Genomic DNA, 21,585 nt, shown 5'->3' on the forward strand with positions numbered 1-21,585 from the left:
CCTCGGTAGCTTCTGGAGAACGAGTAAGACCAAGCAAAGGCACTGCTTTTGTAAGGCATCGTTCTATGAAGGAAGAATCACCGCACCTTTAGGTCGGTGAGTGTCAAACAGTGGGAATATCGGGCAAATAACGGCAGAATAAATAAGGGAACTTTAAAACTGCGCTGCGCCAGTGTCGAACAGGCAGTAAAAACCTACGGTCTGGTTAAGTCAGTACTGATGGAAGTTCAACTGACAGACAGATCCAAAAAAATTGTCAACGTTCGCGTTCTCGATATCCAAGGAGATGTCGAAACTAACAACTTTCTCAATTTTGTCCAAACAATTAGACCGCAGCGATGAAATAATTGAGTGCGAACATAAAAAACTACAAGCAAAATTGATTAAATGGCAGTCACAACCCAACAATTAATCCAATGGAAACGCCAAGGTCGTTTAATTGTGACCCTAACAGCTTGGGATTATGCGATCGCACAGCTGTTGGATGCTGCTGGCGTTGATGTTATCCTGGTTGGCGATTCTTTGGCAATGGTCGCATTGGGTTACGAAACTACCCTGCCGCTGACGCTGGATGAAACGATCCATCACGCCAAGGCGGTGCGTCGAGGCGTACAGAAAGCTTTAGTAGTTTGCGATCTGCCGTTTTTGAGTTATCAAGAAAGTCCTCAGCAAGCAATGCACTCAGCTGGTAGGATACTGAAAGAATCGGGCGCTCAAGCGGTAAAATTGGAGGGCGGATATCCGACGATCGCGCAAACAGTTTCTTTTTTGGTACAAGCGGGAATTCCGGTACTCGGTCATGTAGGTTTAACGCCGCAATCGGTGCATAAGTTGGGTTATCGTCAGCAAGGGAAGACGCCGGAAGCTGGAGAGAGAATTTTACAAGAAGCGATCGCACTTGAAGAAGCAGGTGCATTTGCGGTAGTCTTGGAGCATATTCCAGCTGAGTTGGCATTGCAAATTACCCAAAAACTCTCAATTCCTACAATTGGAATTGGCGCTGGCCCTCACTGTGACGGTCAGGTTTTAGTTACTGCAGATTTGTTAGGACTTTCTCAAAAACAGCCGCCTTTTGCGAAATCTTATGTTAATTTGCGGGAAATTATTACGCAAGCGGTGGAAAATTTTGGTACGGAAGTCAAAGAGGGGAAATTTCCCGATTTAACTAGCTAAACGGAAAAAACATCACGAATATGTTTAGAAATAAAAATCTATTTCTTCTATGCTGGCGCTCATTTCTCGGTGAATTTCCTGTAACTGCATAAAGCAAAAAAACGCTTCTTCGTCGTTTTGCAGCCAAACGTTACACAACCACAGCTTTTGCAGGCAGAAGGCTATACCGGGACGATCGCCCATTTCGCGTTTAATTTCCAAGACCTGTCGATAGCACTCGATCGCTTGTTGATATTTTCCCAAGCGACGGTAAGTATCGCCTTGTTTGTCTAAAGCATTAGCTTGTTCTTGGCAAGCAGCCATTTCCTTAAATTTCCTGCGCCCTGAGATCGCACTTTGCTAAGTTGCTCGTTCTTTCCTTTTTGGCTAAAAAGTAGCAAAGGAAATGAGTGACCCGGTAAAACCGGAGCAACAATCGCGCGATCGCTTTTCTTGGGGTTATAATAACCTAACCTGACTTGCCGGATAACCGAAAAAAACGTTTACGGGCGCAAATCGATAAAATTAAGAAAAATTACTGGATATGCAAACAGCATGATACCTACAGTTATTGAACAGTCTGGGCGCGGCGAACGCGCTTTTGATATCTACTCCCGACTTCTGCGGGAGCGGATTATCTTCTTAGGGAGACAAATTGACTCAGATCTCGCCAACCTGATCGTTGCTCAGCTGCTCTTTTTAGACTCGGAAGACCCGGAAAAAGATATCTACATATATATCAACTCACCGGGCGGTTCGGTAACGGCAGGTATGGGCATTTATGACACGATCAAACAAGTTCGCCCCGATGTCTGCACCATTTGTACCGGACTGGCAGCTAGTATGGGCGCATTTCTCCTCAGCGCCGGTACGAAAGGCAAACGGATGAGTCTACCCCATTCTCGGATTATGATTCACCAGCCGCTGGGTGGCGCTCAGGGGCAAGCAACGGATATCGAGATTCAGGCAAAGGAAATTTTATACCACAAGCGACGCCTGAATGAAATGCTGGCAGAACACACAGGTCAGCCCCTAAGTCGGATCGAGGAAGATACCGAGCGGGATTTCTTTATGTCAGCTAAAGAAGCGATGGAATACGGTTTGATCGACCAAGTGATCGATCGCACCGCCGCCGGTAGCAAACCTGTAGCTGTCGCCTAATTAGGGGCTAGGGATTAGGGGCTAGGGATTAGGGGCTAGGTAATGAGGGAAGAAGGGAGAGGGAAGAGGGAAAAGATTAATTCTTCCACTCCCCCACTCCCCCGCTCCCCCACTCCCCCTACCTACGGAGTCGCGTTGGGCAGAGATTTGAGGTGATTGTAGAATTGCATTACCTGTTCGGAGCTAAGTTGGGAACGCGATCGCTTTTTGAAGGTTCGCCACAGATAGTCGCGTCCCGCCTCGGTAGTCCAACCGGCACGGCTCATTTCAATCGGAATGCGAGCGATCGCTTCAGATAGATCGATTGGGTCTTGCAAATCGGTGTTCTCAGCAACAGGATCGATCGGTTCGGAATCTACTCGATCGGATTGAACAGCACTTATTTCCCGATCTTGAAAGCGCGATCCGATCGGGGTCACTTTACTATAATTAACAGTCTGTTCAACCTCATTTATAGATGAAGGAATTTCGGGACTCTCAACATAACTATCTCGTTTCCAATCTAAATTGCTCGTAATTGGTGCATTTGAGCCTGTGGGAGCAGCACCGATCCTAGATGGTGCTGTGGGAGTCGTCCTCTGTGGAAAAGTTGGCTGTACTGTCTCGCTCAGCCAACTTGTATCAGTAGAAATACTGTCTGTATTAGCAAGTTCCGATCGCTCTTGTGAAAATACAGGATGCTTGGGAAATTCAGCAGTCACAGGTTGAGTACTCGTCGTAGCAGATGACTGTATGCCGATGATTTCCAGCGCCCTAATTCTAGCTTGGTCTTCCGCCACCTCAATTGTGTCAGCAACTGCCATACCAGTAGCTCGCATAACGCCGTCTATCTGAACCGAGACCCTAACGACATATTTACCGTGGTAAATGGTCAATAATTCAGAAATTAGACAGCCAGTGGGATAGCGAGCTTGAAATTGTGCAAACATAACATTAATACCCAAGAGAGATCTTCAACCATAGCGGTTTTCTTGAAGACCGCTATAAACCTACAATAAGATCGGGAGACAGCTGTCAGCAGACAAAAGTCAGCAGAAGGAGAGACAGGAAAACTTTTTTCTTCTTCGTTAAAACTTGTTACTGGATTTTAAATCCCAGAGTTGCCTGACTTTTTCATTATGGCTTCTGACTCCTGACTGCTGTTGCACGATCCTCGATCCGCATCGCAAAAAGCCGCAACGCTTGAGTGTCCTACATCCCACCGCAACTAGCTCGCTGTTCAAAGGCGATTTATCACCATAAAACATCCAGCGTGTAAAAGCGTGAGAGTGGCCCAAACCAAAAGCTGCTCAGGCACGAGCGACCCTTGGTATGATTTCGCCTATGTTGGGCGGAACATATCGCAAATATAGGCGATATAGCACGATTCTTGCTTTTGACCTGTGGTGACATTGCTAATAAAACATCCATATGTCAAAAGTGGATAGCCTCTGTGGCGTTTTCTGACAATGGGATATAGTGGCAGCAATCGTTTGTTTCGCCTAAGTTTGGGCAAACAAAAGGCTCTCCTCAGTCAGTGTGTTCAGTCAGTTTGTGCTGAATCGACCCCTTCCGGGTGTCCGGCAAGGAGATGGCCTAAATTTACCGCGATTAGCTTTTCAAGGGCAAAAGTCGCCTGTAGCTGTTGGGGGAATCTACATACCTTAACTGTTGAGAGCCTAAAAGTGGGTGTGTAGCCCGTGCGCGATGCTGTTCGATCGGGTAGTACCTATATTTGGCGAAACTTACGCCCAATATAGGCGAAAAGGATCTGGTTTCACCAGATCGCAGCAGTAAAAAGAATGCAATTGAGACGCTAAGGACTGATTCGCTACATGGAATTTTCAATCGCTACACTGCTTTCTAATTTTCCAGATGATAAATTGGTCGCTGTCAAAGCCTTAGAAAAAAAACTGGGTTGCCAGGATGAACCTTGTCTGCACCAATTAGAAATAGCTTTAGATGCTCTGGAAAAAATTGGCATTTTGGTAAAGGAGCGGGGCAAATATCGTCGGATATTTGAGCCTGGAGTTGTGGAAGCCAAACTGCGCTGTTCCAGTAAAGGATTTTGTTTTGCAATTCAAAATGTAGAAGGAGCAGCAGATATTTACGTGCGGGAAAGCCATCTGAGTACAGCTTGGAATGGCGATCGCGTTCTAGTCAAAATTACCAAAGAAGGCAATAGAAGGCGCTCTCCAGAAGGAGAAGTACGCTTGATTCTAGAACGCGCCAATCCCAGCGTGCTAGCGCGAGTCAAACAAACCGTAGACCGACTGGGACGTACAATATACAGGGCAGTTCCTTTGGACGATCGGCTATTATTTGAACTCGACCTGCTTGCCAATGGCAAAAATTTAGCCCAATCAATCGATCACCTCGTCCACGTGGAAATCCTCCGCTATCCTTTGGCGACAAGTCCCCCCGTCGGTCGCGTAGCCCAAATCTTGGGCAGCGATGCGGAAGCTGCTGCCGATATCGATATAGTTTGTTGTAAGCACGATTTACCGCGCAGCTTTCCCGATGCTGTGCTGAAAGCTGTTGAAAAATTACCTAATGCACCAACTAGAACAGACCTGAAAAATAGATTCGATCTGCGACATTTGGTCACCATTGCCATTACTCCCGACGCTGCGAATGAAAACGATGAAAGTACATCGGTGGTAGAACAGGCTTTTACCCTAGAAAAAATTGATGCCGAAAACTGGCGTGTGGGAGTTCATATTGCCGATGTAGCCTACTATGTCCCGATCGACTCGCCGATCGATCGGGAAGCGCAGCGGCGAGGTAGGTGCGTGCATCTAGGCGAAACGATACTGCCACTGTTGCCAGAAGCCCTCTTAGAGCGTTGTTCTCTGATCGTGGGAGAAGACAAGCTCGCTATTTCGGTGCTGCTGACGCTCAACGGCGCTGGCGAATTGGTGGAATTTGAAATTCAACCCAGCGTCATTCAGGTAGACTATCAGCTCTCCCAGTCGCAAGCACGGGCAATTCTGTTGCGTCACGAGGTTCCTCTCAGTCGAGCGATGATGCACGATGTGGCACCGGTGATTCCTACCCTCGATCAACTGGTGGTGCTGAGTCAGGGGGTGAGGCAACAACGACGAAAGCGAGGTGGATTTGAAATTAAGAAATCGGAAAGCGAGAACCAATTTAACAGCCAGTTTAACGATGAAGGATCGAGTAATGTACTGGTGAGCTTGCCAGGACACCCAGACCGATCGACGATCGCAGAATGGATGATATTAGTAAATCAGGTGGTGGGTAACCACATGAACGCGCTGGGAGTACCGACGATGTACCGAGTTCAGCCCGCACCCGATCCCGATGATGTCCAAGAATCGATCAAGTTAGCTGGCAATCTGGGGATAGATTTGCAACTAGAACAGGAAGATGCGGTTCTTCCTTCTGATTTCCAAAGTTTTATCCAGCAATTTGCTGCTTCTAAGTCGGAAAAAGTCCTGAGTTCTTTGTTGCAAGCTACTTTGAAACCAGCCGTTTACAGCACAGCACCCGCTTCTCACTTTAGTTTGGCTTTGGAATCGGGTTATGTCCACTGCATCTCGCCAGCGCAGCGCTACTCGGATTTATTGGTACAACGGTTGCTGCAAGCTGTGTTCGAGCAAGGGCGCGATCGTCGTACCACTCGCGCTAAAGAACAAGTCAATCTGCGTCACAGTTCCTGTCACGGCAATATCAATTGGAACGTTCTGCCACCTGCGTTACAGGAAGAACTAGAAGCGCATCTGACTGCTGTAGTTGTACCTCTTAACGAACGACAAAAAGAAGCGGAAGATGCAGAGGCAGATTTGGCAGGACTTAAAAAAGCCGAGTTGATGAAAGAACGCACCGGTGAAGTTTTTCCTGGTGTGATTACTGGCGTTCAATCCTACGGTTTCTTTGTGGAAATGGAAGTGCCTCTGCCAGATGGAAAGTTATTTTACCCAGAAGGATTGGTACACGTATCGTCTCTCAAAGATGATTGGTACGAATATCGCTCTCGACAAGAGGCGCTTGTAGGGCGCAAGAACCGCAAGCAATATCGCTTGGGCGATCGCGTCGAAGTTCAAGTTAAAAGCGTTGATTACTACCGTCAGCAAATAGATTTGGTGACGGTAGGTAGCGACGGCGAAACTTTGGACGATGACTTAGAAGACGACCCCTTTATCAATATGGATGATGATTAAATATGGTTCATCGTTCGTGGCTCATGGCAAACATATAGGGAATTTCAGATTTGAGATGGCAGATTTAAATTCAATTTCAAATCTGCCATCTCAAATTTGCCATCTGAAATTACCCATTACGAATGACCGATAACTAATGACCAAAAAAAAGGGGTTCAAACCTTCCTATTTCAAAGGGAATCATCAACAAATTTTGCCAAATTTCAAGCTCCGTCATTTCCAGGCGGAGCCAATCCCAAATCCCAAATCCCAAATCTAAAATCGTGTGACCAAACCTTTGATTCTTGGGGTCTCAGGGGCATCCGGCCTCATCTACGCCGTTCGGGCATTAAAATTTCTGCTGGAGGCGGATATGACGATCGAGCTTGTGGCGTCAAAATCCACTTATATGGTTTGGCAGGCAGAACAAAATATCTCTATGCCTGCCAACCCTATCCAGCAAGAACAATTCTGGCGCGAACAAGCTGGGGTGGCAACACAAGGTAAACTGCGCTGTCACCCTTGGGGTGATGTAGGCGCTAACATTGCAAGTGGTTCCTTCCGCACTTTGGGGATGCTCGTGATGCCGTGCAGTATGAGTACGGTCGCTAAGCTGGCAGTAGGTCTGAGTTCCGACCTTTTGGAACGCGCTGCTGATGTCCAGCTTAAGGAAGGACGCCAACTCGTGATCGTACCCCGCGAGACGCCTTTGAGTTTGATTCATCTGCGAAATTTAACTGCTTTGGCAGAAGCTGGTGCCGCCATTGTGCCAGCTATCCCAGCGTGGTATCACAATCCTCAGACTATTGAAGATCTGGTGGATTTTGTGGTTGCTCGCGCTTTAGATCGGCTGGATATTGACTGTGTTCCTATCCAGCGTTGGCAAGGACACCAGGAGGAATTTTAGATTTTGGATTTGGGATTTTAGATTTAAGTTAAATCTAAGATCGGCCATCTGAAATTTGAGATTACCAATTACCAATTACTAACTATGTCTCGGATTATATTGCTGCTTGTGGTTCTCTTAGGGCTAATTATATTTGCCCTGCAAAATTTATCGCCAGTTGTGCTAGTCTTTTTGGGGATGAAATCGCTGGGTTTGCCACTCGGAGTGTGGATTTTGGGTGCGATCGCAGCTGGTTTCTGCTCTTCCTTGCTGATTGGTGCTTTGTTCCAAGTGTCGAACTATTTATCTGAGGAACAGTTGCGATCGCGCATCCGCACGCTCGAAGCTGAAGTATCCCGTTCGCAAGGGCAAGCACCCCGCCAGAGTCCTTATTCCAACCAAACGGCCTCTTACTCTACTTCTACTCAAACTGCTCCTAACTGGCAGAAAAGTTCATCTAATGATGACTATTTAGAAGATGATGAAGATGAGGAAGATGAGGCAATTTACGAAACTCCCAGTTATAAAGATAATGTCGGCAACCGCGCTAATTATGAAGTCAAGCAAGAGCCGACAAGCAGCTCTAAATCAGGTTCTGTCTATTCTTACAGTTATAAAGAACCTCGAAATACAGGCGTCGGAAAAACCGAATCTGTTTACGATGCCGAGTACCGAGTAATTACACCGCCTTATCGGCAACCAGAACCACAGCAAGAAGAAAGCTGGCAATCTGACAAAAAAACTGGCCGTGATGATGATTGGGGATTTGAGGATGATGATGATTTTGATGATGAAGACGATCGCCCCGGTTCTCGCTCTTAAAAATTTAAAATTAATCTAAGCGAAAAAAAGAGTTTCATGCCAGCCATGTCAAGGATAATCATCAAAATTTTTTGATAATTTCTAAGCTTTAAGGAATCCAAAATCTTATGACAAATCCCACAGCAACCCTGTTAGTTTCTTGCCCAGACAGTCGAGGATTGGTAGCAAAAATTGCCAATTTTATTTATGCGAATGGCGGTAATATTATTCACGCGGATCATCATACCGACTTCGCCGCCGGATTATTTCTTACTCGCATTGAATGGCAGTTGGATGGGTTTAATCTGCCCCGCGATTTAATAGGCCCCGCTTTTAATGCGATCGCTCAACCTTTACAAGCTAATTGGCAATTGCACTTTTCCGATACTAAACCGCGCATTTCCATTTGGGTAAGTCGTCAAGATCATTGTCTTTTTGACCTGATTTGGCGTCACCAAGCTAAAGAATTTGACGCTGAAGTTCCATTGATTATCAGCAACCATCCTGATTTAAAAGATTTGGCTACTCAATTCGGTGCGGAATTTGCCCATATCCCTGTTAATAAAGATAGTAAAAGAGAGCAGGAAGCGAATCAATTAGAATTGCTCCGTCAGTACAACATTGACTTAGTTGTATTGGCGAAATATATGCAGATTCTTAGCCCAGAATTTATCACGGAATTTTCTAAAAAAATTATCAATATTCACCATTCCTTTTTACCTGCTTTTGTAGGAGCTAATCCTTACCAACAAGCCTATGAAAGAGGTGTAAAAATTATCGGTGCTACTGCCCATTACGTCACATCCGAATTGGATGCAGGGCCGATTATTGAGCAAGATGTAGTGCGAGTCAGCCACCGAGATGATGTTGCCGATTTGATTCGCAAAGGCAAAGACTTGGAGCGAATGGTGTTAGCAAGAGCGGTGCGATCGCACTTACAAAACCGAGTATTAGTTTACGGGAATCGAACTGTTGTTTTTGAATAGCATTTTGAGTTTACTGTCATGCAAAACTTAGAAAGTAATAGTTTTTGTCATTGTTTTCATTTATAATTACAGCGCAAAGCGCTGTATCTATCTTCAGCTACAGCGCTTTTTAGTTGTACTCTTCATAATTTTCTTTGCTTAGTTGCTGTAATTTTTCTCGCGACTCTTGCCTTACCCTACCAATCATTGTTGCTTGCTGCAAATTAATAAAAGCGTCCAAATCTTCTAAGTCATACTTAGTCGCTAGCAGCTTCCGCAAACGATCTTCAGCTTCTACATTCAAATATTTTTTTAATAACTCCAGAATACATAGTCTTTGAATGGAATACGTTTATAATTTGCCAGTTCCACAGCTACTTCATATGCGTTTTCATAGTATCTATAAGAACCAATGGCTCTGTTTTTTGTGTAATTCTGGCAACCCGGACGCAATACTATCTCATTGTCATTTTCGTAAACCGTGAAATATCCGAACTGTTCGTCTGATAAATGCAATTCTGTCAATTTTAAATTTTGAGTATGTGAGATATACATTTTGATTCTCTCCTTAGCTTTGAGGTGATAAATCAGCAATAAATCTCGATCTCTCGCCAGCGTAAAATTTGGTTATCCTAGCCTCTAGCTTTGGTTGGAACATTAACAATTTTTAAGCTGTGTATAGCGATATTTATTGGATAAATTCCATTTTAAAATAAAATTATCTCCCCATCCTCAACTCTGACAGGATAGAAAGTCAGAAAAAAGTCATACTAAAGTCAGGTATTAAATTTATCAAGCTCTGCCATTTGCTTTGAGCCCTTTAAAGCCATGACCGTTGAGGAAGCGCTGGCGATTGTAGAGACCGTTCTCGACCACAAAAGTTTGAGCACCATTCAAGAGCTGGTGTTTCGGGAATCTTGGCAAGGTCGGTCATACCAAGAGATGGCCAAAAGCTATGCTTATGATGCGGCTTACCTCAAAGATAGTGGCTATAAGCTGTGGCAGATGCTCTCGAAAGCATTTGGCCAGAAGGTTAGTAAAAATAATTTATCTTCTGTACTGAAGCTATACGTAAGGCAGCTTAAGGACGCAGAACAAAATATTGGTAGGGGAGTAACCCCAGTTTCAGTAACATCCGCAACTCCAACAGATCCGAAGTCGAACGTCGATCGACCTGAAAATAGCATATTCATTACTGGGGCTAAACTTGACTGCGGAGCTGGCGCGATCGCTCAAACATTGGGTAACCAGATGGCCCAAACTAATCGGGATTGGGGCGATGCGATCGATGTCTCTGTTTTTTACGGTCGCAGTGCAGAATTACTCCAGCTAGAGCAGTGGATTTTAAAAGAAAGGTGTCGCCTAGTCGCGCTATTGGGTATGGGGGGTATTGGCAAAACCGCTCTATCTGTCAAGTTAGCAGAACGGATTCAGGGACATTTTGATTTTGTCATCTGGCGCAGTCTCCGCAATGCGCCACCAATTCAAGAAATACTAGCAGACCTGATTCAATTCCTTTCTAACCAACAAGAAATCAACTTACCTGAAAGGGTAGAAACAAGAATCACTCTCTCGATCGAATATTTACGTTTGTACCGCTGCTTAATAGTCCTTGATAATTGGGAAACTATTCTATGTGGTAGCGATATCTCATCCAATACACTACGGGAACGTGCTGGGCGTTACCGCGAAGGATATGAGGATTACGGTCAATTGCTCAGATGTGTGGGAGAAACGTGCCATCAAAGCACAGTCATATTGACCAGTCGAGAGAAACCTATAGGATTTTCATCCAAAGAAGGAGAAAATTTACCGATTCGTTCCTTCCCAATGCCAGGTTTAAAGGTAACAGAAGCGCGGGAACTATTCCAAGCTAAAGGTTCCTTCTCTGGGTCAGAGGAGGAATGGAAACTTTTAATTCAACATTATGGCGGTAATCCGCTCGCACTAAAAATGGTTGCTGCGGCTGTTCGAGATATATTCGATAGCAATATTTCTAAAATTTTAGAATACTTGAATAATGGGACTTTAGTTTTTGAGGATATCCGCGACCTTTTAGAACAGCATTTTAAACGTTTGCCGGATGTAGAAAAAGAAGTGATGTACTGGTTGGCGATCGCTCGCGAGACAACAAGTATAAAAAAACTTCAAGAAGAAATTTTGTTAGCAGCATCAAAGCAAAAAGTCATTGAAGCGCTACAATTTCTAGTCGGGCGATCGCTAATTGAAAAAAATGCCGATGGCTTCACCCAACAGCCAGTCGTAATGCAGTACGTTACGGAAAAATTTATTGACTGTATTTGCGAAGAAATCACAGAGGCAAGAGCAAAGCAAAATCTAGAAGAAATTTCGCTATTTCGGAATCATCCCATCATCGAAGCACAGGCTAAAGACTATGTGAGAGAAACGCAAATTCGCCTCATCCTCAAACCCATTAAAGAAAAGTTGCTTTCCACTTTTAAAAGTAATACATTGCTAGAACAGCACCTCGCTCAAATTTTGACGAACCTGCGAGGCAAGCCAGACATAGAAATCGGCTACGCCGGAGGAAATATAATCAATTTATTGCGGCAGATGCAGACCGATTTAAGCAGTTACGACTTTTCCGATTTAACCATTTGGGAAGCTTACCTGGTAGACGTAAATTTGCATTATGTTAATTTCCAAAACTCCAACCTAGCCAAGTCGGTTTTTGCCGAAACATTAGGTAGCATCTTGTCAGTACAATTTAGCCCGGATGGGCAATTGTTCGCTATGGGCGATACAAATGGCGAGATTCACTTATGGCAAGTTAGGGATGGCAAGCATCTTTTGACTTGTAAAAAACACAACAGTTGGGTTTGGTCGATCGCCTTCAGTCCTGACGGTCAAATTCTAGCGAGCTGTAGTTTTGATGAAACTGTAAAATTGTGGGATATCCGCAACGGTCAGTGTTTGAAGACTTTGCGAGGACATATCCATTGTATTTGGTCAGTTGCTTTTAGCCCGCCAAGTGATATTTTAGCAAGTGCTGGTGACGATCGTACCGTGAAATTGTGGGATATCAACACCGGAAAGTGCATCAAAACTTTAGAGGGACATACCCATATAATTAATGCAATAGCTTTCAACCCAGAAGGTACAATGCTCGCTAGCGGGAGTAACGATGAAACCATAAAGTTGTGGGATATCGCTACTCACAAGTGCCTCAAAACATTACACGGACATACGTCTAAAATTTGGTCGGTTGCTTTTAGTCCAGATGGTAAAATTTTAGCTAGCGGTAGTTCCGATCGGACAGTGAAGTTATGGGACGTGGCTAATGGTAACTGCTTGAAAACATTACAAGGACATCACAATTGGATACTCTCCGTTGCTTTCGATCCTCAAGGTAAGATTCTTGCTACTGGCAGTGAAGATGGCACAGTAAAATTATGGGATATCGATACAGGTAAATGTTTTAAGACTTTGCAGGGACATCCCGATCGCGTTTGGTCAGTTGCGTTTCATCCAGACAGTCAAATACTTGCGACTGGTGGAGATGGTCGCATTATCAAGTTATGGAATGTCGCCACTTATCAATGCTTTAAAACTTTACAGGGACAGCTCGGCAATACGATCTGGTCACTCAGCTTCAGTCCCAATAGCTTTATCCTAGCCAGCGGTGGTGAAGATGGAATGGTGAGACTGTGGGATATCCAAGCAGGTAAGTGCCTGAAAACCTTCCCAACTCATACCAATTGCATTTGGTCAGTTGCCTTTAGTCCAGACAGTCAAACTCTTGTCAGCGGTGGTGCAGATTGTACTCCTAAATTGTGGGATTTCAGTACAGGGCAATGCCAAATAACTAATGAGAATCATGCACATCACATCCGAACTGTTGCATTTAGCCCAGATGGTAAAATTTTTGCTACTGGTAGTGAAGACTATACCGTAAAAGTATGGGATGTCCTTACCCGTCAATGCCGCAACACTTTTGAGGGCCATACCGATCTGGTATTATCGATCGCTTTTAGCCCTGATGGTCGAATAGTTGCTACTAGCAGCGGCGATCGAACTGTGAAGTTATGGGATGTTAGCAGCGCTCAATGTCTAAAAACTCTAGAGAAACACTCTTGCTTCGTTTTTTCAATCGATTTCCATCAAAATGGATGGATGCTTGCTGCCAACGATAAAAACACCGTGAAATTGTGGGATATTAGTACAGGGGAGTGCGTGAAAGTTTTGGTCGGTCATAGCGATCGAGTTCGATGCCTTGCCTTCAGTCCCGACGGTCAAATTTTGGCTAGTGCCGGTGAAGATAATACAATACGCTGCTGGGATGTCAATACCGGTCAGTGTTTTGCAATTTTAGAAGGGCATAGTAATTTTGTGCTGTCAGTTGACTTCAGTCTGGACAGTCAAATTCTTGCTAGCGGCAGCCAAGATGAAACGATTAAGCTGTGGAATGTCACAACGGGCGAGTGCCTGAAAACTCTTAGAAGTCCCAGAGCTTATGAAGGCATGAAAATTTCTGGCGTCGCTGGTTTAACCGAGGCGACTGTGGCGACGCTCAAGATGTTGGGTGCCCAAGGCTAGGACTCAGACTCTTGCTGCACTCAAGCAGCTTCAACTTCCCAAACAGGGTGGCACAGATTGCTACAGGAAAAATAGTTATTTTTGATTAACTCGCGAGATTCTTGCTTAACCCTACCGGCTACTGCGGCTTGCTGCAACATCATGAAAGCATCTAAATCTTCGATATCGTATCTTTTCTGCAAAAGCTGCCGCAGCTGTTCTTCTGCTGCAAGGGTTAGATAGCCAGTCGTTAGAGCCTGTTGGACAACTTCCCGGATTAAATACATCTTCATCACCTACAAAAATAGCGATATTCAAAGGACGAACCAGTAAAAACACCGAACTAAAGTCACGTCAGGCTCAGTAGCACCCTCATCAACCAGCTAGTAGGACGCCTTAAAAATATTGCTGCCCCAGAGCTAACTTTAATAGTAGTGTCTACAGAACCGGTAAACACAAGTTAAACACGATATGAATCAGAGCCATCAATGGCTTACCTTTATTTTTCGGCATTCTTCATAAGATCTTTATAAAGATTGTATAAAGAATCCATGAAGATTATGTTAGCTAATTTATTACCTTTCCGTCACTTTACGGATGTTATTAATTATGTTAATATTTTATATTTATGTTAGTCAAATGCTAACGTATATTAAATTATAGTTAACATTACGTTAGCGATCTTGTGGTATGGCATCTACATTAAGTAAAGTGCAAGACGAATTTACAGAAGCTGCTAATTACTGGAATCTGGAGAAATTATATATAGATCTTGCCTCTGCCAAAGGCAAAGGTCTTACACCTGTTGAAAAAAAAATTCTGAGAGGATTGCTTTGCGGCTATAGTCCGGCTGAAATAGCTAATGCCATCTATAAAACTCGCAGTAGCAGTTCCGTTAGGGTATATCTATCTAATGGGTTGTACAAGTACATTGAATCATTGTTGATTTATCAAACTGGAGCAACGATAAAAATTACTCACTGGAGTCGCGTCACTATTATACTGGAAGAAGCCGGATACAAAATCGCTTCATTTAATCAATCCGATCTGAAGAATTTATTACCAGAACCACTTGCCAGCCCGCTTTACTTAATTTCATCAAACGCTCGACACTGCGATTGGGGAGAAGCAATTGATGTTAGTATATTTTACGGACGAGAACAGGAATTAGCTCAGTTAGAAGAGTGGATAGTTACCGATCGCTGTCGCTTGGTGACGCTGCTGGGTATGGGTGGGATTGGTAAAACCGCTTTGTCCGTGCGCCTTGCACAGCTAATTCAGGATAAATTTGAGTATGCTATATGGCGATCTCTTCGCCACGCTCCACCCATCCAAGTTTTTCTAACTAACTTAATTCAATTTTTATCTAAAAATAGTATAAATTTCTCTGAATCAGTAAGCGTAGCTGACAAAATATCACAACTCATTGACTGCTTAAGAGCTTCTCGATGTCTGTTAATATTGGATAACGTAGATTTTCTTCTCCAAGCGAATACTTACACAGGTAATTTTCGAGAAGGATATGAAACTTACGGGGAATTATTCAAACGTATCGGAGAAGTATTGCATCAAAGCTGCACGATCCTTACCAGTCGGGAAAAAATAAAAGTTATAGGCTCGAATGAAGGAGCTATATTACCAGTTCGCTCTTTACACATCAAAGGTTTAGCAGAAATTGAATGTGAAAAAATTATTAAAGCCAAAGGATTAATTTTGAGCGAGGCCGAAGCTAAATTATTAATTAATCGATATGCAGGCAATCCTTTAGCTTTAAAAAATGTTTTAACGACTATAAAAGATTTATTTGATGGCGATACATCAGCATTTTTACAAGAGAATGTTTTGGCTTGTGGAGAATTACGGGAATTGTTAGACGAGCAGTTAAATCGATTGTCAAATCCAGAAAAGCAAGTAGTACGATGGTTGGCAAGTCAGCAAGAGTTAGTTTTAACATCAGAATTGCCAGAGCATAGGATACCATCTCTATCCAGGCGAGAACTAATAGAGGCGCTGGAATCTTTAGCGAGGCGATCGCTAATTTATAGAAACGCCGCCAGTTTTAGACTCCAGCCTATATTTCTGGAGTATTTGAACGAGCAACAGCGCGACTGTCAGCGCCAAGAAATACATTCTCAACCAGTTAAACAAGAATAGCTTGGAAATTGCGAAATAACAGGTAAACTAAATACCAGTCCCGATGGAAAAGATACACAGAGCTTGACTGGTGAACAATATTTTAAGAGGAATCAATCTCTACCTGATTGGTATGATGGGAGCCGGGAAGACGACTGTTGGGCGGTTATTGGCACAGCAGCTGGGCTACCGTTTTTTTGACACCGATGCTCTCATCGAGCAAGCAGCAGGCGGTCAATCTATTAACGAAATTTTTGCAACCGCTGGTGAAGAAGCTTTTCGAGAGATCGAAAGTCAGGTGCTGGCCGAGCTGTCGGCATATACAAAACTAGCGATTTCCACTGGTGGCGGCATAGTGCTGCGGCAAAAAAACTGGAGTTACCTGCACCACGGTTTGATCGTCTGGCTGGACGTACCCGTAGAATTACTGATGACCCGCTTGGCAGAGGATAGCACGCGCCCCCTCTTAAAGGATGCCAACCCTCAGAAAAAGCTGGAAATGCTTCTAGAACAAAGACGCAAGCTTTATGCTCAAGCAGACATTCGCGTTACCGCAGACGCAAGCTTAACACCCGAACAAGTAGCAGCGCGAGTAATAGAGGAAATTCCCAAAGTCATTAAACCAGAAGTTACCGCTGCCGATAATTAACGATCGGGGAAGTCAAAAGTCAAAAGCCAAAAGTCCTCCTCTTCCCGCTCCCCCACTCCCCCACTCCCCCCTAGCCCCTATTCCCAAACTGTTGCCCTTGAGATAATTGACAGTGGCAACTTCTTCTAAACTGCATCTAAACCTTATTGCATCGAAAAGCCGATCATGGTCAACGAAACCGATTACATTCAAAAAGCTGAGGCTACACGGGTAAGGGTACTCAGCGAAGCGCTGCCCTACATCCAACAATTTGCCGGTCGCACCGTTGTTGTCAAGTACGGCGGTGCAGCGATGAAAGACAGCTCTCTCAAAGACAAAGTTATACGCGATATAGTTTTCTTATCCTGTGTAGGTTTGCGTCCGATCGTCGTACACGGCGGTGGCCCTGAAATTAACTCCTGGTTAGATAAACTGGGAATTGAGCCACAATTTAAAAATGGTTTGCGCGTGACCGATGCCGCCACAATGGATGTGGTGGAAATGGTTTTAGTAGGACGGGTAAATAAAGAAATTGTCGCGCTGATTAACCAAGCGGGCGGTTTAGCTGTAGGACTTTGCGGTAAAGACGGCAACTTGATCAAAGCGCGTCCGGAAGGTCAGGAAGGCATTGGTTTTGTCGGTGAAGTTAACGCTGTGAATACTAAACTTGTGGAGTCGCTCGTCAAGAGTGGATATATTCCGGTAATCTCCAGTGTGGCGGCGGACGAAACGGGACAAGCTTATAATATCAACGCCGATACTGTCGCTGGAGAACTGGCGGCGGCTTTAGGTGCAGAAAAATTGATATTGCTTACCGATACGGCGGGTATTTTGACAAATTACAAAGACCCGTCTACCTTAATCGCCAAGCTGGATATTCAAGAAGCACGCAATCTGATTTCATCCGGTGTTGTCAGCGGTGGGATGATTCCCAAGGTCAGCTGTTGCGTTCGCAGTCTGGCTCAAGGTGTCCGAGCTACTCACATTATCGACGGTCGGATTCCTCACGCGCTGCTGTTGGAAATTTTTACCGACGCCGGTATTGGCTCAATGATTGTAGCTTCTGAGTTTATGAATTCTTGAAAATGAGGGGCTAGGGGCTAGGGGCTAGGGGCTAGGGAAGAGGGAGAGGGAAGAGGGAGCCGAATAATTAATATTTTCCCAAATCCCCAATCCCTAATCCCTAATCCCTAATCCCTAATCCCTAGCCCCTAGCCTCTCTTCTTTAAGAGATTAGCGCTAGCCTAGAATTTATGGGATATCTGCAAGACTATTAACTCGAAATCACTCGTGAGTCCAGAAACGTTAGAAATTATCAAAACTGAGTACCAAGCTGGCAAAGCTGATTTTGAACGCGGACAGTATCGCCAGTCGGTGCAGCATTTGGAAAAGGCTTGTGCTTTGGTCGATCGCAATTCTCGTCTCGGTGGCGAGATCCAAATTTGGTTGGTGACTGCTTACGAAGCTGCCGATCGCAGAAAGGAGGGTATTGCTCTCTGCAAGCAGCTCGATCGCCATCCCCATCTCGATATCCGCAAACAAAGTCGTCGCTTGCTCTACATTTTAGAAGCTCCTCAACTCAATCGCCGTCCCGAATGGCTGACTCAAATTCCCGATCTCGGTGCGATCGGTGACAATGACTCTCATTCTCGTTTGGGTAATGCGGCTTCGACTGTTAAAAGTTCCCCTCGTCCTCGTCCTCAATCTGAACCTGTCGATCTCACTCAGGTCAATACTAAGGATAATTTGTTTATCTGGGTTGCTCTCGTCGCCGTTATTCTCACTCTCGGCGGTTTGCTTTGGTTCGGTTTTTGAAGCGTTAAAGAGTAGGAAGGGGGATTGCTTTTTCTGGAGAAACTATGATATGCTTTCTTCATAATGGGATGTTTGCAAAAATAATATTTTAAGACAGATTCCCATTATAAGAAAGTATACCAGCATATTTAGGAAAAGTAAACCCCTACAGCCTACTTTTATATACAAAAGATTGTACAGAAACCCGGTTTCTTCAAGAAACCGGGTTTCATGGTGTGTAGAGCGCAATTGGGGACTGTGGCAGTAAGATGGGGAGGGAAGAAGGAAGAAAAGAAGCTGATATCGTGAGCGATTCCACACTAGAGCAAATACTAAAGCTAGCATCTGCGCGATCGGATGCAGCAGAAGTGTACTACCTATCGAGTCAAGACACACCGATCGAATTTGAAAACAATCGTTTAAAGTCCCTCCAGACAAAAGCGCTTCAGGGAGTAGCACTGCGAGTAGTTTGTCAGGGTAAACTGGGATTTGCCAGTTCCACAGACTTAACGCGGTTGGAAGACTTGGTAGATGCGGCGGTGCAAACATCGGAAATTGGAGATCGAGCAGAATTTGAGTTTGCCAGCAATGTCAAATTCCAGGCAGAGGAAAAAAGCTACACACCACCGCCAACACAAGAATTAGTAGCAATAGGCGATCGACTCATATCTGAAGTGCGGGCATACAACTCAGATATCCTAGTCAACGTAGACTTTCACGTCCGCACCAGAAAAATTAAAATTGCGACAAGTGCGGATGTTTACGGCGAACGCAGCAGTCAAACAGTCAGCGCCAGTTTATCGGGAAACTTGGTCAGAGGCGAAGATTTTCTGCAAGTTTACAGCTTCGATGTAGCGAGAGACAACGTTCCCGATTGCGATCGCATCCTGCAAAACCTCGTGCAAAAATATCGTTGGGCAGAACAACAAGCTAAAATTAGCAGCGGTTCCTACCCAGTTTTGTTTACCCCCAGAGCAGCAGCTGGCACCTTGGGCAGATTATTCGATACAGTACTATCCGGGCAAGCAGTCGTCCAGAAAGCATCGCCTCTAGCGGAAAAAGTGGGCCAAACCCTATTCGACGAACGCCTGACTTTGTTGGAAGACCCCAACATCGGGCCATCCGCTTGTAGCTTTGACGATGAAGGAACACCCACAAGTCGCAAAGTCTTTATTGACCGAGGCACCGTAATGGGATTTTATTGGGATAGGAGATGGGCATCCCGTGCAGGTCGCGAATCCACCGGCAACGGATTTCGCGGCGGGCTATCTCGACCTGGCCCAGATATGGTCAACCTGTGCATTTCTCCCGGTAGCACACCAGTAGAAGACTTGATTGCAGGAATCGACGAAGGATTGATTGTCGATCAAGTTTTAGGCGCGGGACAATCCAACCAGTTAGCCGGGGAATTTTCCGTCAACCTGGATTTAGGCTACAAAGTAGAAAAAGGCCAAATCGTGGGTAGGGTGAAAAATACGATGGTGGCTGGTAATATTTTTGAAGCATTTCAAAATTTGGTAGATTTGAGCGATCGTCCCGAATGGGTAGGCGGTGGTGCTTATCTGCCCAGCGTTTTGTTTGAGAAGTTAGGTGTAGCGGCGCGGCAAACTTAAATAGGAAAAAGGCAAAAGTGATATGAAAAAGGAAAAAATGACACCGGAAACAGCCAAAAGGAAAAAGCATTTTCTCTTCCTTTTTTCTTTTGCATTTTGCCTATTAACTTTTCTGACCGGTTGCGTGCAGTACGATTTGGGGGTGACATTTAAAAATACCAACAGCGGCGAACTGGTGCAGCACATCAACCTGAAAGAAAAGTTGGCTGAGTTTAGCAAAGCAACTGTTGACCAATGGTTGAACAGCATCGAGAGTCGCGCTGACCGATTACGGGGTAAAACTCAACGGATTTCTGACAACGAGTTGGTTGTGACTATTCCTTTCAACAATGGCGAGGAATTGGCGGAAAAGATCAATCAATTTTTTAACCCGATCGATGAGAAAAAAGCTGAAGCTGCGAATAGCAATTATACCGACTTACCAAAAATTAATTCCCATCTGACATTAAATCAAGGCAACTTCTTGTTGGTGGTGCGGAATAAGTTGAGTTACGATTTGGATTTGCGATCGCTTGCGGTTATCTCTCCTGAAGGGAAGGTCGCGATCGATGCCGATTCCCTGTTTCAGTTAGATTTTAGCCTCAATACGCCTTGGGGTGCTAGTACTGCTGCGAATGCAGAGAATGCGATCGTACCAGCAAGTTCCGCCAACGGACATCAACTCGTTTGGAAACTTAAACCGGGTGAGATCAACCATATCGAAGCGGTGTTCTGGCTACCCAGTCCCTTGGGAATTGGCGCAGTTGCGATCGCTTTGTTGGTAGCTGCTGGCATATTAATAAAGTATGGAGTGGGAAAACCAAAACTCAAAATTCAAAAAGCCTAGTGGCTGGGGCTTAGGGCGTCGGGGCTAGGGATTAGGGAAAATATTAATTATTCAGATCCCTCTCTCCCTCCTCCCTCTCTCTTTTCCTGTTTCCCTCTCCCTATTGGCGATCGACTTTTGACTTTCATAGGGCTTTTCAAAATTCTGCTTTTGTTTTACAATCTCAGTAGCAAACAGATTTTTCGTCAACCTAAGCGGGAGCGAAAACCCCAGGAGGTTCACGAAAATCGCCAGAACCTTGACAAATCAATAAGTTTAGCGTTTTGAATAACGGCAGAAGTGGTGAATGACGTGGAAATGAGAAGCATGAAATGGACTTTTTTTTGCGATTCACGAAAACCCTTCGCCGAGGGCTTGCCCAGTAAAGTTTTCAGTCTGGGCAGTCTCAATTAACCTAATCCCCGCAAGGGGACTGAAACACAAACTCCCAATCTTTAACAAAAACGCAATGATATGGAGTCTCAATTAACTTAATCCCCGCAAGGGGACTGAAACGCTAGTCCAATAGGGGCGATCGCAGCCTCGGTTATGCCAGTGTATTAATTAAACTAATCCCCGCAAGGGGACGAAAACCGACTGGCATCCCGCTGTCAAACAAACATCAAAATTTATCTGCGTATCCCACGAGAAATCTACATATACATCTGCGTTCATCTGCGGTCAAAAAAACCTCCAAAAGGAGAGGTTGACAAAACCAACAAGATTTGTTTTGTGTAGGGGCGAAGCATTCGGGCGACCATTTATTGCACAAAACCCTAGATTTTCTGTCCGAATGCTTCGCCCTGCTGAGGTCTAAATAGAAATGACACTATCTTGCTTTTGCCATTCAGACAGAAAGATTGTTCGTAATTGCGATCAATTGTCGCCTGAATGCTTCGCCTTATATAATACATATTTTGTTCGTTTTGTCAATTAGTCCAGTAAAAGAGGTTAACAAAATAAAAAAGG

The 21,585-nt window shown here is 44.6% G+C and carries 19 protein-coding genes; 14 read left to right on the forward strand and 5 right to left on the reverse strand.

The annotated features are described in order from the left end of the window. The first annotated feature begins 96 nt into the window (after positions 1-96). Together H6G03_RS01705 and panB are read left to right on the forward strand one after the other, a co-directional pair. Complete coding sequence (locus tag H6G03_RS01705; protein ID WP_190461439.1) at positions 97-342, forward strand: hypothetical protein; 246 nt, start codon at positions 97-99, stop codon at positions 340-342. 45 nt (positions 343-387) lie between these two features. After that, positions 388-1,173, forward strand: a complete 786-nt coding sequence (panB, locus tag H6G03_RS01710) for a 3-methyl-2-oxobutanoate hydroxymethyltransferase (protein ID WP_190461441.1) — start codon at positions 388-390, stop codon at positions 1,171-1,173. 24 nt (positions 1,174-1,197) lie between these two features. Here panB and H6G03_RS01715 read toward each other — a convergent pair whose 3' ends face one another. Continuing rightward, the gene (locus tag H6G03_RS01715) at positions 1,198-1,476 is read right to left on the reverse strand and encodes a tetratricopeptide repeat protein (RefSeq protein ID WP_190461442.1); all 279 of its coding nucleotides are present in this window, start codon (positions 1,474-1,476) and stop codon (positions 1,198-1,200) included. A gap of 231 nt (positions 1,477-1,707) precedes the next feature. Between H6G03_RS01715 and clpP the strand changes: the two genes are divergently transcribed. Beyond that, positions 1,708-2,313 (forward strand): ATP-dependent Clp endopeptidase proteolytic subunit ClpP, encoded by a 606-nt coding sequence (gene clpP / locus H6G03_RS01720; protein ID WP_190461444.1) that lies wholly within the window; start codon positions 1,708-1,710, stop codon positions 2,311-2,313. Between the two features lie 122 nt (positions 2,314-2,435). On the opposite strand, the gene H6G03_RS01725 is transcribed toward clpP, so the two are convergent. Continuing rightward, positions 2,436-3,242, reverse strand: a complete 807-nt coding sequence (locus H6G03_RS01725) for a hypothetical protein (RefSeq protein WP_190461446.1) — start codon at positions 3,240-3,242, stop codon at positions 2,436-2,438. Between the two features lie 885 nt (positions 3,243-4,127). Between H6G03_RS01725 and H6G03_RS01730 the strand changes: the two genes are divergently transcribed. The 4 genes from H6G03_RS01730 (at position 4,128) to purU (ending at position 9,128) form a co-directional block, all read left to right on the forward strand. Next, complete coding sequence (locus H6G03_RS01730; RefSeq protein ID WP_190461448.1) at positions 4,128-6,476, forward strand: ribonuclease R family protein; 2,349 nt, start codon at positions 4,128-4,130, stop codon at positions 6,474-6,476. Between the two features lie 265 nt (positions 6,477-6,741). Further along, complete coding sequence (locus H6G03_RS01735; protein WP_190461451.1) at positions 6,742-7,362, forward strand: UbiX family flavin prenyltransferase; 621 nt, start codon at positions 6,742-6,744, stop codon at positions 7,360-7,362. A gap of 84 nt (positions 7,363-7,446) precedes the next feature. Next, the gene (locus tag H6G03_RS01740) at positions 7,447-8,163 is read left to right on the forward strand and encodes a LapA family protein (protein ID WP_190461452.1); all 717 of its coding nucleotides are present in this window, start codon (positions 7,447-7,449) and stop codon (positions 8,161-8,163) included. 107 nt (positions 8,164-8,270) lie between these two features. Beyond that, positions 8,271-9,128: a formyltetrahydrofolate deformylase gene (purU, locus tag H6G03_RS01745; RefSeq protein ID WP_190461454.1), complete on the forward strand. Its 858-nt coding sequence runs from the start codon at positions 8,271-8,273 to the stop codon at positions 9,126-9,128. Positions 9,129-9,237: 109 nt separating this feature from the next. On the opposite strand, the gene H6G03_RS01750 is transcribed toward purU, so the two are convergent. After that, on the reverse strand, positions 9,238-9,450 hold the full coding sequence (locus H6G03_RS01750) for a hypothetical protein (protein WP_190461659.1): 213 nt from the start codon (positions 9,448-9,450) through the stop codon (positions 9,238-9,240). Next, complete coding sequence (locus H6G03_RS01755) at positions 9,420-9,662, reverse strand: hypothetical protein (protein ID WP_190461455.1); 243 nt, start codon at positions 9,660-9,662, stop codon at positions 9,420-9,422. The genes H6G03_RS01750 and H6G03_RS01755 overlap by 31 nt, the downstream gene beginning before the upstream one ends. 273 nt (positions 9,663-9,935) lie before the next feature. Between H6G03_RS01755 and H6G03_RS01760 the strand changes: the two genes are divergently transcribed. After that, a complete protein-coding gene (locus H6G03_RS01760) occupies positions 9,936-13,664 on the forward strand; it encodes a WD40 domain-containing protein (RefSeq protein ID WP_190461457.1) in 3,729 nt (1,242 codons plus the stop codon). Positions 13,665-13,684: 20 nt separating this feature from the next. Here H6G03_RS01760 and H6G03_RS01765 read toward each other — a convergent pair whose 3' ends face one another. Then, a complete protein-coding gene (locus tag H6G03_RS01765) occupies positions 13,685-13,930 on the reverse strand; it encodes a hypothetical protein (protein WP_190461672.1) in 246 nt (81 codons plus the stop codon). A 403-nt stretch (positions 13,931-14,333) separates the two neighbouring features. On the opposite strand from H6G03_RS01765, the gene H6G03_RS01770 reads away from it, so the two are divergent. The 6 genes from H6G03_RS01770 (at position 14,334) to H6G03_RS01795 (ending at position 20,637) form a co-directional block, all read left to right on the forward strand. Beyond that, complete coding sequence (locus H6G03_RS01770) at positions 14,334-15,797, forward strand: NB-ARC domain-containing protein (RefSeq protein ID WP_190461460.1); 1,464 nt, start codon at positions 14,334-14,336, stop codon at positions 15,795-15,797. 70 nt (positions 15,798-15,867) lie between these two features. Next, on the forward strand, positions 15,868-16,425 hold the full coding sequence (locus tag H6G03_RS01775; RefSeq protein WP_190461462.1) for a shikimate kinase: 558 nt from the start codon (positions 15,868-15,870) through the stop codon (positions 16,423-16,425). 165 nt (positions 16,426-16,590) lie between these two features. After that, positions 16,591-17,487 carry an acetylglutamate kinase gene (gene argB, locus H6G03_RS01780; RefSeq protein ID WP_190461464.1) on the forward strand — a complete coding sequence of 299 codons (897 nt, stop codon included), beginning with the start codon at positions 16,591-16,593 and terminating at the stop codon, positions 17,485-17,487. A 207-nt stretch (positions 17,488-17,694) separates the two neighbouring features. Beyond that, positions 17,695-18,219, forward strand: coding sequence for a hypothetical protein (locus H6G03_RS01785; RefSeq protein WP_190461466.1), 525 nt, complete (start codon positions 17,695-17,697; stop codon positions 18,217-18,219). 284 nt (positions 18,220-18,503) lie between these two features. Beyond that, positions 18,504-19,811, forward strand: a complete 1,308-nt coding sequence (locus tag H6G03_RS01790) for a TldD/PmbA family protein (RefSeq protein ID WP_190461468.1) — start codon at positions 18,504-18,506, stop codon at positions 19,809-19,811. Between the two features lie 22 nt (positions 19,812-19,833). Next, positions 19,834-20,637, forward strand: coding sequence for a DUF3153 domain-containing protein (locus tag H6G03_RS01795; protein WP_190461470.1), 804 nt, complete (start codon positions 19,834-19,836; stop codon positions 20,635-20,637). Positions 20,638-21,585 lie beyond the last annotated feature (948 nt).

This window comes from Aerosakkonema funiforme FACHB-1375 (genome assembly GCF_014696265.1).
GTDB lineage: Bacteria > Cyanobacteriota > Cyanobacteriia > Cyanobacteriales > Aerosakkonemataceae > Aerosakkonema > Aerosakkonema funiforme_A.